Consider the following 13,050-nt stretch of genomic DNA (forward strand, 5'->3'; position numbering starts at 1 on the left):
GCTAATAACAGTCAGGCAGACAGCCGCCAGATCATCAGGGCGATGCCGATGTCCAGGCGGTCATATGAGTGGTCCAGCTTCAGCCCATGCAGGGCTTCGATGCGCTGGACGCGTTGTGTCAGGGTGTTACGGTGCACGGCCAGGCGCTGGGCGGCGGCCACTAGATTACCATTCTCGTGAAGCCAGGCTTCCAGGGGCGGCATCAGGCTCGGACCATCGTGCAGGTCGCCAGACTCATGCCGAGGCATCTGCCAGTGGCGCGCGTACGCGTAACACTGAGGTCAGCACGATGTAGGTCAGTGACGCGGCAACAATCCCCACCAGGGGCGCCACCCACGGCGAGTGAAACGCCAGCACGGTGCCCACCGCATAAGCCACCAGCCCAGGCCAATTGAATGCCGGCAGGCGAGTCTCGGCCAGGCGCGGGTAGTGGCCGCGATAGCGGTAGAAGAAGTCGGCCATGATCACCCCGCCAATCGGCGGAATCACGGTGCCCAACAAAATCAGGTAGGGCACCAGCATGTCGTACATGCCGAGCAGAGCCAGCAAGGTGCCGATCACCGCCCCCGCCAGGGTCACGGTCTTGCGGCGTTTAGTGCGCAGCAAATTGCAGCCGGCGACGGCGAAGTTGTAGATGGTGTTGTCCTGGGTGCTCCAGATATTGAGCAGCAACATGGCCATTGCGGCCATCGCGAAACCTTGCAGCAGCAACACTTCCACCACGTCCGGCTGCTGATAGACGATGGCGCCATACGCGCCGATCAACACCATCAAGCCATTGCCGATGAAAAACCCGATCAGGCTGGCCAACACCGCGACCTTGGCTGAGCGGGAAAACCGTGTCCAGTTGGTGGCCTGGGTCGCGCCGCTGACAAAGGTGCCGAACACCAGGGTGATCGCCGTGGACAAGTCCAGTTCACCCGTCGGCACCACGGCCAGCAGGCCATCCAGCCCGCCGACGGCTACAGTGGCGACCCACATCGACAGGAACAGCAAAATGCCCATGGCCGGCACTGCGATGTAGGATAGAATCTCCAGCCCGCGATACCCCACATACGCCGTGGCGCAGAACACCATGCCGAACAGCACCATCAACCCGAGCACGCTGCCCTGGCTCAGTTCGAAATACTTGCCCAGCACCACGGCGGCGGTGGCGGTGCCCCAGGCGTACCAGCCGATCTGGGTGAAGCCGAGGATCAGGTCACTGAGCTTGCTGCCGACTTCGCCAAAGCAAAAACGGCCCATCAACACCGAGTTCAAGCCGCTCTTGAAGGCGATGTAACCCAGGCCTGCGGCGTAAATGCCCAGCAGCAGGTTACCCAGGGCCACAACACCGAGCATGTCGGTAAAGCTGAACGCCACGCCGAGCTTGCCCCCGGCAAACATGGTCGCGGTAAAAAACGTGAACCCCAGCAGCACCATGGCCGTGGACGCCAGGCCTTTGCGTGCATGCATCGGCACTTCGCTGAGGGGGTAATCGTTGCCCGGTTCTTGCTGCGTCATGGCCCTGCTCCCTGAATGAGTGACGCAGGCCTGTTGCACCGCGCGTGCCAAACCCACGGTAGTGAAGGACGCTGTGCACCGTGCACAGTATTTATAGCCAAACCGTGGTGAATCGCCGGGAGGAGTGTTCTTTATGCCCAGTCGGGCACGAAAGCGGTGCAGCGGTGATACAAATTGGCTCAGCTTCTGCTAAAGGCGCTTGGTCATGTACACGCGGCGCAGGCCCTGTTCCACGGCGCGATGGGTTTCTACGTAGCCTCGGCGTGTGTAGAGCGCGATGTTCTCGGTCATGGTTTCATGGGTGTACAGCTGAATCGTGGCGTAGCCGGCGTCGATAGCGTGTCGTTCGGCAAATTCCATCAGTAATCGCCCGAAACCCAAACCCTGGGCATCAGGCGCTACGGCGAGGTTATCCAGCAGCAAAGCACCATCGCCCGCCAGTAGAATAACGAAACCCTGAACCGTCCCGGCGTTATCCAGTACATGCACTCCGCCAGCCTCGACTAACTGGCGATAGTCCTCAAGCATCGGCCCGGGCTTGCGGCCAATCCGCGCGATGTAAGGCGAGTAGGCGGCATCAACAATCGCTTCGATGGCAGCAACATCATCGGCAGTGGCGGGGCGCATCATTGCAGTGTGCTCCTGTGAAAAAATCAGTCCGCTGGCGCTTCGAAGATCGCCTCGATACTGCGCTCGAACACCTTGGCGATCTTGAACGCCAAGGGCAAGCTCGGATCATAGCGGCCAGTTTCGATGGCATTGACGGTCTGGCGCGAAACCTCCAGGCGCTGCGCTAGGTCGGCCTGGGACCAACCCAGTTCAGCGCGCAACTGGCGCAGCTGATTATTCACTCGTAGCGCCTTGTGCCGATGATCGTGGCAACGCACCACACGCCGCCCATGATCGGCCACACCATGAAGGCCGACAGGCGTGGGAAGCCGGCGGTTTCCAGAAAGCCGTAGCTGAAGGTCGTAAGCGCGGTGCAGACAAACGCCACAGCCAGAGCATCCAGTTGGATCTTGCGGCCCATTTCATCCATGGCGTTCAGGCGCCTGATGATCGAAACCGCCATCGCGATCATGGGAATCACCGGCAGCAGCGCCAGGGCGATTCTGGCGGCGCCGTCAGGCATGGATCGAACGAACGAGCTGGAAACCACCACGCACAAAATGTACACCACCATGACGACTGCGAATTCCATCAGAAAACGTTTGGGCGACATGACTCTCTCCATAAGTAAAGTGTGCTTTACATTAGGTGCGACCAATCAGCATGTCAAGGCTGCTTTACATCGAAGCCCTCCGGGCATAAAAAAACCACCCGCAGGTGGTTCTTCAATGTGCCATCGCTTACTCGCCGCGATAGATGCAGCCGCTGGTGCAGGTCTCGTGGATACGAATCGCACTGAGTTCCGGCAGCAGCGGTTTCAGCTCAGTCCAGATCCACTTGGCCAGCACTTCGCTGGTCGGGTTTTCCAGGCCGGGGATGTCATTCAGGTAGTTGTGGTCGAGGCGCTCATACAGCGGCTTGAAAATCGCCTTGATCTCCGAGAAGTCGCGAATCCAGCCGGTATGGGGATCCAGGTCGCCGCTCAGGTGGATCGCCACCTTGAACGAATGCCCGTGCAGGCGCCCGCATTTGTGGCCTTCCGGTACGTGGGGCAGGCGGTGGGCGGATTCGAAAGTAAACTCTTTGAAGATTTCCACAGTATTTTCAGCTCGGTCAGGTATCTGGCAGGCGGCGAGTTTAACAGCTTGATCCCTCGCCGCGCATACCGCTGGGTCATAGCGCTTGCAAGTGCGCGCCCAACTTGCCGTTATCCGCCAGGTCCAGGAACGCATCGCCCAGCCGCTGGCTCTCGCTCATCGCGGTCTGCCAGTATTTGTTGCGGCTTGGGTCATCGCCCATGAAGCGTTTGAAGTCGCTGCGGTCCGGCAATTTGCCGTGGGGCAGGCGGGCCAGGTAGTCCTTGGACGGGGCCAGCAGCAACACGTCCTGCAAGCCCTGCTGATTACTGCGCCGCCACGGCAGGCCTTTGTCGAACCAGCCGGGGATGACCCGGTCGGTGAAGTGCGGGTACAGCACGATGTCGTCGCCGTGGTAGGGCAGGTCGAGGTGGTAGTCCAGCAGGCCGCCGTCGCGGTAGGTGCCAGTGCCTGCGCCGGGCAGGTCGCGCACGCCTTGCATCACCATGGGGATAGAGCCGGACGCCAGCAGCGCCTGGCGCAGGTTGCCCAGCTCCAGGTTCACAAAGCGCGAGGGGAAATCCTGCAGCGGATGCAGCGGCGGCGCCTGGCGCGGGTCGTGGATGATCAGCCGTTCGAAGTGTCGCGACAGCCGTGCGCGGCCGCGCAGGTTATCGGCAATCACCGATGACAGGCCCAGCCCGAGCCGCCCGCGGTGGTCATCGGCGAGCAGGCCGTGGCTTTTGACCACCATGATGTTCAAGCGATAGTCGGGGTTGTCCAACACCCGCGCATCACGGCCCGCCAGCAAGCCATCGAGCATGCGCTGGCAGCTGCGGCTGACCTCGGCCATGGTCACGCCCTTGGCAAAGCTTTGTTCGTTGTACAGGCGGCCAAGGTCGAGCAGGCCTTGCACCGGGTCGGGCAGGCAGGCACTGGCAAACCGCCAGGAACCGATGGAGGCGCCGATCAATGCGCGTTCGCGCGGCGCGCGCGGCAGCCAGTCGCCGAACAGGGCCAGGTCCAGGCCCTGGATGCCCAGCGCCTTGGGGCCACCGGCCGCGCCGGGGAGGGTGCCGACATCCGCAGGCTTGAGGCCCTGTTCGCGAATGCGTGCGAAGGCGCGTTTACCGGCCTTGAGCGTCAAGGCGGGAAACTTGATGTGGATGGCTGTCATACCAGTCTCTGTTGAAGCGAGCGGAGCAGTATAGGAAAACTCGCGGAGGATGGGGAAAAATGCCATGGTGGCAATTCAGTTTCAGTTAAGTTGCAGTGCGTACGGTGGCCTGCGTAGGAAAAACATCCTGAAACGGAGACTTATCATGAAGCGCCTCACAGCGCTGGTCGCCGCCGGTATCATCGCCTCCACGGCGGCACAGGCCCGAGCAGTGGACCCCGACAAACCGCTGAAATTGCCTGGCACTGTTACAATTGTCGCCTTTGATCAGCTGGAGGCCGCGGCCCTGGCGCTGCACCCAGGTTCGAGCCTGCTGGACACCGACCTGGACGAGGCCTACGGCAAGTACATTTATCAAGTAGAACTGGAAGATGCCAATGGCATCGAGTGGGAAGTCGAATTGGACGCGCTCACCGGGCACGTACTCAAGAATCATCAGGATACGTAATGAAGGTATATCGACGCGCCAGCGGTTGGATGGCGCTGGTGCTCCTGGCTTTTTGTTCCAGCCTGTCCGCCCGCGACCTCAACCAGGATGAAGCCTTGGCACTGCGCCAGCAGGGCGTGATCCTGCCGCTGGAGCAACTGCTGCAACAGGCTATGGCGCGCCACCCTGGCTCGCGGCTGCTGGAAGCTGAACTTGAGAAAAAGCACGGCCGATATGAGTATGAGGTGGAGTTGGTGACCACCGAGGGCGTAGTGCGCGAGATCAAGCTGGATGCAACCACGGGTGTGTTGCTCAAAGATGAGGAGGACGACTGATGCGCCTGCTTCTGGTGGAAGACAACGTTCCCCTGGCCGATGAACTGCTGGCCGGCCTGCAGCGCCAGGGCTACGCCGTCGACTGGCTGGCCGATGGTCGCGATGCTGCGTATCAAGGCCGCAGCGAACCTTATGATCTGATCATCCTCGACCTCGGTTTGCCCGGCCTGCCGGGGTTGGAGGTGTTGGCCCGATGGCGCGCGGCCGCCCTGGTCACCCCGGTGCTGGTGCTCACCGCCCGCGACTCCTGGGCCGAGCGTATCGAAGGGCTCAAGGCCGGCGCGGACGATTACTTGAGCAAACCCTTTCATCCGGAAGAACTGCACCTGCGCATCCAGGCGTTGTTGCGCCGCTCCCACGGCCACGCCAACCAACCCACCTTGCAAGCTGCCGGGCTGCACCTGGATGAAGGCCGCCAGTGCGTGCTGCGTGATGGCGAAGAGATCCAGCTGACCGCCGCCGAATTCCGTCTGCTGCGCTACTTCATGCTGCACCCGGAACAAATCCTGTCGAAAAGCCACCTCGCCGAGCACCTATATGACGGCGAGACCGAGCGTGACTCCAACGTGCTCGAAGTGCACGTCAACCACCTGCGCCGCAAGCTCGGCCGCAGTGTGATTGAGACCCGGCGCGGCCAGGGTTACCGGTTTGGCGCCGGGCCTGCATGAGGTCCATTCAGCGGCGCCTGAGCCTGGGCCTGATCAGCGTGATGGTGATCGTTGGCTTGGTGCTGGCGCAAACCAGCTTGTGGCTGTTCGAGGCCGGTTTGCAGCGCTACCTGGAAGCCGGGCTGCGCAACGACGCCGAGAACCTGCTGGTGGCGCTGGTGCGTGGGCCGAATGGTGTGCAGCTGGACGAGCAGCGCCTGTCACCGGCCTATCAGCGGCCGTTTTCCGGGCATTATTTCCGCATCGATTTTGCCGATATTCACTGGCGTTCCCGCTCGCTGTGGGACCAGGAACTACCGCGCCTGCCCGAGGCCGGGCTCAAGGGCAACCTGCAACTGGGCCCGGAAGGCCAGCAACTGCTGGTGTTGCGCGCAGACTACAAACGCTTTGGTCAGTCGATTTCCATCAGCGTGGCCCAGGACTACACGCCGGTGCGGGAAAGTTTCCGTTTGATGCGTCAGATCGGTCTGGTAATGGGCCTCGCGGCCTTGCTGCTGGTGCTGATCCTGCAACGGGTTACCGTGCGCCGTGCCTTGCGCCCGCTGGAAACTGCGCGCAATCAAATCGCCCAGCTGCAACAAGGCCAGCGCTCGCAACTCGACACCCAAGTGCCGCTTGAACTGGAGCCGCTGGTGGCGCAGATCAACCACTTGCTGGCCCACACCGAAGACAGCCTCAAGCGCTCGCGCAACGCGTTGGGTAACCTGGGGCATGCGTTGAAAACCCCGTTGGCCGTGCTGTTGAGCGTGGCATCCAGTGAGCAGCTCAAGGCCCATCCTGAACTCGGCAAACTGTTGCGCGAGCAGTTGGAACAGGTGCAACAACGCCTTAATCGCGAACTCAACCGTGCGCGCCTTGCCGGCGAAACCTTGCCGGGCGCCTTGTTTGATTGCGAAAAAGAGCTACCCGGGCTGTTGGCCACGCTGAACATGATCCACGGCGAACACCTGGACTTGAGCTACCACGTCACGCCCGGCCTGCAATTACCCTGGGACCGCGAAGACCTGCTGGAACTGTTGGGCAACCTGCTGGACAACGCCTGCAAATGGGCGGATGCCGAAATCCGTTTGAGCGTCAGTGAAGCGCCGCACAGCTACCTGTTGGCCATTGAAGACGACGGCCCGGGCATTCCGCAAAGCCAGCGCGACCAAGTGTTCAGCCGTGGTACGCGCCTGGATGAACAGATCGACGGCCATGGCCTGGGGCTGGGGATTGTGCGCGATATCGTCGAGGTGTGGGGCGGGGTATTGCTGCTGCAGGAGAGTGAGCTGGGTGGCTTGAAGGTGCTGATCGAATTGCCCAAGCGCCAGGCCTGATACACCACAAGATAAAAAATGTGGGAGCGGGCTTGCTCGCGAATGCGGTGGGTCAGTCAATAAATTTGGCGACTGAAACTCCGCATTCGCGAGCAAGCCCGCTCCCACATTGGATCTCCTCTCGGGTCAGAATCTGCGCAAGTCACTCACACACGAAACTGATCCATCAACCCCTGCTGCTGATTCGCCAAACTGTTCAACGCCTGGCTGACCCGCGCCGATTCATTCGCCTGCTCCGACAGCGACTCGGTCACATCGCGAATGGTCGCCACGTTGCTGTTGATCTCCTCGGCCACCGCGCTTTGCTCTTCGGCAGCGCTGGCGATTTGCAGGTTCATGTCGCTGATCACCGTGACCGCCTCACCAATCTGGCGCAGGGCGGTGACGGCCTGGCCGACTTGCTCGACACTGCCTTGGGCCTGGCGATAGCTGTTGCCCATGGAGCCGACCACATCGGTGGTGCCGTTTTGCAGTTGTTCGATCACCACGCGGGTTTCTTCCACCGATTCCTGGGTGCGCCGCGCCAGGTTGCGCACTTCGTCGGCGACCACGGCAAACCCACGGCCGGCTTCACCGGCGCGGGCGGCTTCGATGGCGGCGTTGAGCGCCAACAGGTTGGTCTGCTCGGCAATGCCACGAATCACTTCCAGCACCGAACCGATTTTCTCGCTGTTAGCCGCCAAGCCTTCAACTTGAGCCATGGCGGTGCTCATGTCGGCGGCCAGGTGGCCGATGTTGGTGGTGGTGCGGTCGATCACGGTCAAGCCTTCGCGGGTGGCCTGGTCGGCATCGCGCGCGGCTTGGGCTGCCTGGGCGGCGCTGCGGGCCACGTCCTGGGCGGTGGCGCTCATTTCATGGGAGGCGGTGGCCACTTGGTCAACCTGGCGGTATTGCTGTTCCATGCCGGCGCTGGTTTCAGTGGCGATCGCAGCGGATTGGTCGGCGGTGCCACGGGCGTCCTGCACCGAGCGTTTGACCTCGGCAATAATCGGTTGCAGCTTGTCGAGGAAGCGGTTGAACCAGCCGGCCAATTGCCCCAGCTCATCCTGTTTGTCGTAGGCCAGGCGGCGGGTGAGGTCGCCTTCGCCACTGGCGATGTCTTCCAGCATGCGCGCCACGCCAAGGATCGGCCGGGTCACGCTGCGCGCCATCAGCCATACCAGAATCAGGCCGACCACGGCGGCAAGCAGGCCCAGGCTCAGTTCCAGCAAGGTGCCGCGGGTGTTATCGGCGTCAAGTTGCGCCTTGAGCGCTTCGGCGGGGCCGACCAGGACTTTTTCCGGCACATCCAGCAACACGCCCCACGGCTTGCCGCCGGGAATCGGTGCGAAGGGCGCCAGCACCTTGAGTTGATGGTCGGTGCGCAGGCTGCGGATCTGCGTGCTGGCGGCCAGCGCGCTGATCAATTGCGCGCCGCTGGTGGTGTCGACCTGGTCCAGGCGCTGGCTGAGTTTGCTCGCGTCCGGGCTGTAGCCGGCGAGCAAGCCGGTGGGGCTGAGAATGCTGACCTGGGTCTGGCCGTCATACAGCTTCTGGCTGGCCTGTTGGCTCACGGCCTGCAGGCTGTTGAGGTTGATGTCCACCGACAACGAGGCGATGACTTTGCCGTTGACCATCAACGGGAAGACGATGCTGGTCATCAGCACGTTTTGCCCGTCGATCACATAAAAGTACGGCTCGATCACGCAGGGTTTCAGGGTGGTGCGCGGGCAGGTGAACCAGGCGTTGGCTTTTTCGCCGCTGGGGCCGACGCTGGTGTCGGCCATGTCGCTTTCAGGCAGCGACATCGAGGTCAATTTGCCCGGCGTCGGTTGCGACCAGTACAGGGCAAAGCGGCCCTTGTCGTTACTGCCCAGCTCCGCCTGGTTGGCGAACAGCTCATCCTTGCCGTCCAGCGCATTGGCTTCGAACACCAGCGACAAACCGAGCAGGTCCGGGTTGGCCTGCAGCGCGGCCTTGACCTGGCGGGTCAGGTCTTCGCGGGTGTCGAAGGCGTCGAGGAAACGTTTCTCCGCCTGCTCGCGCAAAAACAGCACTTGGCGGGAAAAACCGTGGCCGTACTGGTAGGCGTCCATGAATTGCTGGCGAATCCCCAGGGCCTGCACTTCACCTTGGGCCTCGATGCGCGCCTGGGCGGACTCGTCGAGCATCTGCATGCTTGAGGCTTTGACCTGCTGTGAGCTCTGCTCCATGCGATACAGCGACAGACCCACCAGCAGGGTCACGATCCCCAGCAGGCAGAGGCCGGCGAGCAGGGTGATTTTCCATTGAATGGAGAGCTGTCTGAGGGACATCGAGGAGCATCCTTAACCTGAAAACACAGAGAGTCAGGGTATCGGCCGCGTTTTTCAGTTCTTTATTATTTAAACGTTCAATTGAAAGTGCTTTTGTGGCGAGCGAGCTTGCTCGCGCTGGAGTGCGCAGCGCTCCTGTCTTTATGGGGCCGCTACGCAGCCCAACGGGAGCAAGCTCCCTCGCCACAGTTTTTGACATGCGCGCCCGCCTGCTGCAAAGTGCGCGCCCTTCTAATAAGACCTCCTAAAGCCTGCACGCTGGCAGCCAAGCCTATGGCCGCCTGGATGCGGGCATGCCTGTTTTTTAGTTTCTGTCTTGAGGTAACCATGATTAACGCAGTCATCGCCGCGGTCGGCACCATGCTGGTGCTCAGCTTGTCCCGCGTGCATGTGGTCATCGCCATTATTGTCGGCGCCCTGGTGGGTGGCTTGACCGGTGGCCTGGGCATCGAGGCCACGCTCAAGGCCTTCAACGGCGGGTTGGGCGGCGGCGCGACGGTGGCGTTGTCCTACGCCTTGCTCGGCGCTTTCGCGGTGGCGATTGCCAAGTCCGGCTTGGCCCATGCGTTGGCGGACAAGGCGTTGATGCTGGTTGATCGCCAGGAAGCCACGGGCGGCAGCCACGTCAAATGGTTGCTGATCGGCCTTTTGTGGGTGGTGGCGATTGCCTCGCAGAACATCCTGCCGATCCACATCGCGTTTATCCCGCTGCTGGTGCCGCCGCTGCTGTACGTGCTGACCAAGCTGCAACTGGACCGCCGCCTGATTGCCTGCGTGATGACCTTCGGCCTGATCACGCCGTATATGTTCCTGCCGGTGGGCTTCGGCAATATCTTCCTCAACCAGATCCTGCTGGCCAACGTGGCCAAGAGCGGTGTGGATATCAGCCAGGTCAACGTCACCCACGCCATGGGTTTGCCGGCGTTGGGCATGGTCGTCGGCCTGCTGGTGGCGGTGTTTGTCAGCTATCGCAAAAAACGCGTGTATGACCTGGAGAAAATCGAGCGGGTCGAGCAAGTAGCGGTGCAGTACAACCCACTGACTTTGCTGGTAGCCGGTTTGGCGATTGCCTCGGCGTTCATCATTCAGCTGTGGCTGGACTCGATGATTATCGGCGCCCTGGCCGGGTTTCTGATCTTCTCGGTGTCGGGCATCGTGCGCTGGCGCGAAACCGACGACCTGTTCACCGAAGGCATGAAGATGATGGCGATGATCGGCTTCATCATGATCGCCTCCTCGGGGTTTGCCGAAGTGCTCAAGGCCACCGGCGACGTGCGTTCGCTGGTGGAAGCCTCAGCGGCGTTCATCGGTCACAGCCGTGGCGTGGGCGCATTGCTGATGTTGCTGGTCGGGCTGCTGGTGACCATGGGCATTGGCTCGTCGTTTTCCACCGTGCCGATCCTCGCCGCGATTTTTGTGCCGCTGTGTGTGCAACTGGGCTTCAGCCCGCTGGCGATCGTGTGCATCGTCGGCACCGCCGGTGCGCTGGGCGACGCCGGTTCACCGGCGTCGGATTCGACCCTCGGCCCGACCTCCGGCCTGAACATCGACGGCCAGCATCACCATATCTGGGACACCGTGGTGCCGACGTTCCTGCACTACAACATTCCCTTGCTGGCGTTTGGCTGGTTCGCCGCCATGACCCTCTGACACCGCCTACAGATCCCTGGCAATTGGCCGATAGCCTCTCAAGTCGCCTAATAAGAGAGAAAAGCCATGCGTCTGAGTTTGAAGGCCAAAGTCCTGTCCCTCGCCGTAGTGCCGGTGTTGCTGTTTGCCGTGGTCATCAGCCTGACCACGGTGTGGATTCTGCAGGGCCAGGCACGCAACGAGGTGGATGAAACCCGCCAGCGCCTGCTCAACGACGCCAAGGCCACACTGCAAAGTTATGTGGAAGTGGCCATGACCACCATCAAACCGCTCTACGACGCCGCCGCCCCGGGCGACACTGCCGCGCGGGCGCAGGTGGTCAAGTTGCTGTCCAACACCCGCTACGGCAAGGACGGCTACTTCTTTGGCTACGACTCCGAGACTATCCGCCTGTTCAAGGGCAACAGCCCCGACGGCGTAGGCAAGAGCTTCAAGGACAACCGCGACCCCAACGGCGTCTACGTCAACCGCGACCTGGTCAAGGTCGGCAAGGACGGCACCCATTACCTGCAATACAGTTCGACCCAACCGGGGCAGACCGAACTGGTGCCCAAGCTCGGCTACACCGAGTACTTGCCGAAGTGGGACATGGTGATTGGTACGTCGGTTAACCTCGACGGCATCGAAGCCCAGGTGGCGGTGGTCGAGGCCAAGGTCGAGAAACGCATGGAAGGCGTGCTGTGGAGCATCCTCGGCGTGGCCGTGGTGGTGCTGTTGGTGATTGCCGCCGTGGGCCTGGTGACGGCCAATACCATCTTGCGTCCGCTGAACCTGATGAAAGCCAACCTCGACGATATCGCTGCCGGCGAGGGCGATTTGACCCGCCGCCTGGCCATTACCAGCCAGGATGAACTCGGCGATCTGGCCGGCGCATTCAACCGCTTTGTCGACAAGATCCACGGGCTGGTGCGCCAGATCACCGAGATGACCTCGCAACTCACTGGGCTGGTCAGCCAGGTGTCCGAGCAGGCCCAGCGCTCGGAAACCGCCATGGAACGCCAGCGTCACGAGACTGACCAAGTCGCCACCGCGATCAACCAAATGTCTTCCGCCGCCCATGAAGTGGCGCGCAGTGCTCAGGGCGCTGCCGTTGCCGCGCAACAGACCGACGCCGAGGGCCAGGCCGCCAAGCGCGTAGTGGACGGCAGCATCGCGCAGATCCATGCGCTGGTGAACGATATCCGCAGCAGCGGCGTGTCCCTCGACAGCCTGCAACAGGACGTGTCGTCGATTGTCAGCGTGCTCGGCGTGATTCGCTCGATTGCCGAACAGACCAACTTGCTCGCGCTCAACGCGGCTATCGAAGCCGCGCGGGCCGGTGAGGCCGGGCGCGGGTTTGCCGTGGTCGCCGACGAGGTACGCGCCTTGGCCAGCCGCACCCAGACCAGCACCCAGGAAATCCAGGGCATGATCGACCGCCTGCAAAAAGGCACCGAAGCCGCCGTGGACGCAATGCGCCGTTCCAGCGATGCCGGCGACGGCACCTCGGCCCAGGCCAACCAGGCCGGGACGTCGCTGGACACCATGGCGCAGTTGATCGGCACCATCAATTCAATGAACGCACAAATTGCCAGCGCCGCCGAAGAGCAAACCGCCGTGGCCGAGGAGATCAACCGCAGCGTGCATCAGATTGCCGTGGCGGTAGACAGTGTGGCGGATGAAACCCAACTGGGCGCCCAGACGTCCCGCAGCCTGGCGGATTTGGGTCAGCGTTTGGGGCAATTGGTGGGGCAGTTCAGGATCTGATCTTTCATAGGTTCAGCGTATGTTGACCTAACGTGTATACGAATATACCTCCCACCGCCCCTCGGTAAGACTTGAGCCCCCATCACAACAGGGGCTCACTTCAATGCCGCATCCCGACCCGCTTCAGCGCCTGGCTGAACTCGACACCAACACGGTCTCCGACGCACTGGATTTCCTGCAATTGCCCGGCGCCGTACTTGCGCATCGCCTACGCCCTGGACGATGACTCGCTGTTGCTGGCGTGCGAGG

12 protein-coding genes and 5 pseudogenes are annotated in these 13,050 nt (G+C 61.9%); 8 read left to right on the top strand and 9 right to left on the bottom strand.

Features of this window, described 5'->3' with window-relative positions:
- Positions 1-11: 11 nt before the first annotated feature.
- The 7 genes and pseudogenes from HX783_RS16810 to HX783_RS16840 all read right to left on the bottom strand — a co-directional run.
- Positions 12-227: pseudogene (locus HX783_RS16810) on the bottom strand (helix-turn-helix domain-containing protein); the annotation flags it as partial.
- A 7-nt stretch (positions 228-234) separates the two neighbouring features.
- Positions 235-1,503 carry a cytosine permease gene (codB, locus tag HX783_RS16815; protein WP_177017625.1) on the bottom strand — a complete coding sequence of 423 codons (1,269 nt, stop codon included), beginning with the start codon at positions 1,501-1,503 and terminating at the stop codon, positions 235-237.
- Positions 1,504-1,692: 189 nt separating this feature from the next.
- Positions 1,693-2,133, bottom strand: coding sequence for a GNAT family N-acetyltransferase (locus HX783_RS16820; protein WP_177017626.1), 441 nt, complete (start codon positions 2,131-2,133; stop codon positions 1,693-1,695).
- Between the two features lie 23 nt (positions 2,134-2,156).
- Entirely contained in the window at positions 2,157-2,354 is a 198-nt protein-coding gene (locus tag HX783_RS16825) for a helix-turn-helix transcriptional regulator (RefSeq protein ID WP_177017627.1), read from the bottom strand.
- A complete protein-coding gene (locus tag HX783_RS16830) occupies positions 2,351-2,725 on the bottom strand; it encodes a hypothetical protein (protein WP_177017628.1) in 375 nt (124 codons plus the stop codon). Before HX783_RS16830 ends, HX783_RS16825 begins: the two co-directional genes overlap by 4 nt.
- 127 nt (positions 2,726-2,852) lie before the next feature.
- Positions 2,853-3,209 (bottom strand): 6-carboxytetrahydropterin synthase QueD, encoded by a 357-nt coding sequence (gene queD, locus HX783_RS16835; protein ID WP_003237990.1) that lies wholly within the window; start codon positions 3,207-3,209, stop codon positions 2,853-2,855.
- Between the two features lie 76 nt (positions 3,210-3,285).
- A complete protein-coding gene (locus HX783_RS16840; protein ID WP_177017629.1) occupies positions 3,286-4,365 on the bottom strand; it encodes a patatin-like phospholipase family protein in 1,080 nt (359 codons plus the stop codon).
- Positions 4,366-4,510: 145 nt separating this feature from the next.
- On the opposite strand from HX783_RS16840, the gene HX783_RS16845 reads away from it, so the two are divergent.
- The 4 genes from HX783_RS16845 to HX783_RS16860 are packed head-to-tail and all read left to right on the top strand — an operon-like array spanning position 4,511 to position 7,111.
- The gene (locus tag HX783_RS16845) at positions 4,511-4,813 is read left to right on the top strand and encodes a PepSY domain-containing protein (protein WP_159955252.1); all 303 of its coding nucleotides are present in this window, start codon (positions 4,511-4,513) and stop codon (positions 4,811-4,813) included.
- Positions 4,813-5,127, top strand: coding sequence for a PepSY domain-containing protein (locus tag HX783_RS16850; protein WP_177017630.1), 315 nt, complete (start codon positions 4,813-4,815; stop codon positions 5,125-5,127). Before HX783_RS16845 ends, HX783_RS16850 begins: the two co-directional genes overlap by 1 nt.
- Positions 5,127-5,795: a response regulator transcription factor gene (locus HX783_RS16855; protein WP_177017631.1), complete on the top strand. Its 669-nt coding sequence runs from the start codon at positions 5,127-5,129 to the stop codon at positions 5,793-5,795. The genes HX783_RS16850 and HX783_RS16855 overlap by 1 nt, the downstream gene beginning before the upstream one ends.
- The gene (locus tag HX783_RS16860; RefSeq protein ID WP_159955255.1) at positions 5,792-7,111 is read left to right on the top strand and encodes a sensor histidine kinase; all 1,320 of its coding nucleotides are present in this window, start codon (positions 5,792-5,794) and stop codon (positions 7,109-7,111) included. Before HX783_RS16855 ends, HX783_RS16860 begins: the two co-directional genes overlap by 4 nt.
- Before the next feature lie 146 nt (positions 7,112-7,257).
- On the opposite strand, the pseudogene HX783_RS30330 reads toward HX783_RS16860, so the two are convergent.
- Together HX783_RS30330 and HX783_RS30335 are read right to left on the bottom strand one after the other, a co-directional pair.
- Positions 7,258-7,767 (bottom strand): annotated as a pseudogene (locus HX783_RS30330) (methyl-accepting chemotaxis protein); the annotation flags it as partial.
- 348 nt (positions 7,768-8,115) lie between these two features.
- Positions 8,116-9,405 (bottom strand): annotated as a pseudogene (locus HX783_RS30335) (HAMP domain-containing protein); the annotation flags it as partial.
- Positions 9,406-9,735: 330 nt separating this feature from the next.
- On the opposite strand from HX783_RS30335, the gene HX783_RS16870 reads away from it, so the two are divergent.
- From HX783_RS16870 to HX783_RS30010, 4 genes and pseudogenes are all read left to right on the top strand, one after another.
- Positions 9,736-11,055: a Na+/H+ antiporter family protein gene (locus HX783_RS16870; protein ID WP_162530306.1), complete on the top strand. Its 1,320-nt coding sequence runs from the start codon at positions 9,736-9,738 to the stop codon at positions 11,053-11,055.
- 66 nt (positions 11,056-11,121) lie between these two features.
- Positions 11,122-11,943 (top strand): annotated as a pseudogene (locus tag HX783_RS30340) (cache domain-containing protein); the annotation flags it as partial.
- A 102-nt stretch (positions 11,944-12,045) separates the two neighbouring features.
- Positions 12,046-12,801: a methyl-accepting chemotaxis protein gene (locus HX783_RS30345; protein ID WP_371317695.1), complete on the top strand. Its 756-nt coding sequence runs from the start codon at positions 12,046-12,048 to the stop codon at positions 12,799-12,801.
- 103 nt (positions 12,802-12,904) lie between these two features.
- Positions 12,905-13,018 (top strand): annotated as a pseudogene (locus HX783_RS30010) (RraA family protein); the annotation flags it as partial.
- Positions 13,019-13,050 lie beyond the last annotated feature (32 nt).

The organism is Pseudomonas sp. D2002, from assembly GCF_013385735.1.
Taxonomy (GTDB): Bacteria; Pseudomonadota; Gammaproteobacteria; order Pseudomonadales; family Pseudomonadaceae; genus Aquipseudomonas.

What these genes read in the sequence shown, in the direction of transcription:
- HX783_RS16840 (WP_177017629.1), bottom strand. Translation starts at nt 4,365, where the DNA reads ATGACAGCCATCCACATCAAGTTTCCCGCCTTGACGCTCAAGGCCGGT.
- HX783_RS16860 (WP_159955255.1), top strand. Translation starts at nt 5,792, where the DNA reads ATGAGGTCCATTCAGCGGCGCCTGAGCCTGGGCCTGATCAGCGTGATG.
- HX783_RS16820 (WP_177017626.1), bottom strand. Translation starts at nt 2,133, where the DNA reads ATGATGCGCCCCGCCACTGCCGATGATGTTGCTGCCATCGAAGCGATT.
- HX783_RS30345 (WP_371317695.1), top strand. Translation starts at nt 12,046, where the DNA reads ATGGAACGCCAGCGTCACGAGACTGACCAAGTCGCCACCGCGATCAAC.
- codB (WP_177017625.1), bottom strand. Translation starts at nt 1,503, where the DNA reads ATGACGCAGCAAGAACCGGGCAACGATTACCCCCTCAGCGAAGTGCCG.
- HX783_RS16830 (WP_177017628.1), bottom strand. Translation starts at nt 2,725, where the DNA reads ATGTCGCCCAAACGTTTTCTGATGGAATTCGCAGTCGTCATGGTGGTG.
- HX783_RS16850 (WP_177017630.1), top strand. Translation starts at nt 4,813, where the DNA reads ATGAAGGTATATCGACGCGCCAGCGGTTGGATGGCGCTGGTGCTCCTG.
- HX783_RS16855 (WP_177017631.1), top strand. Translation starts at nt 5,127, where the DNA reads ATGCGCCTGCTTCTGGTGGAAGACAACGTTCCCCTGGCCGATGAACTG.
- HX783_RS16845 (WP_159955252.1), top strand. Translation starts at nt 4,511, where the DNA reads ATGAAGCGCCTCACAGCGCTGGTCGCCGCCGGTATCATCGCCTCCACG.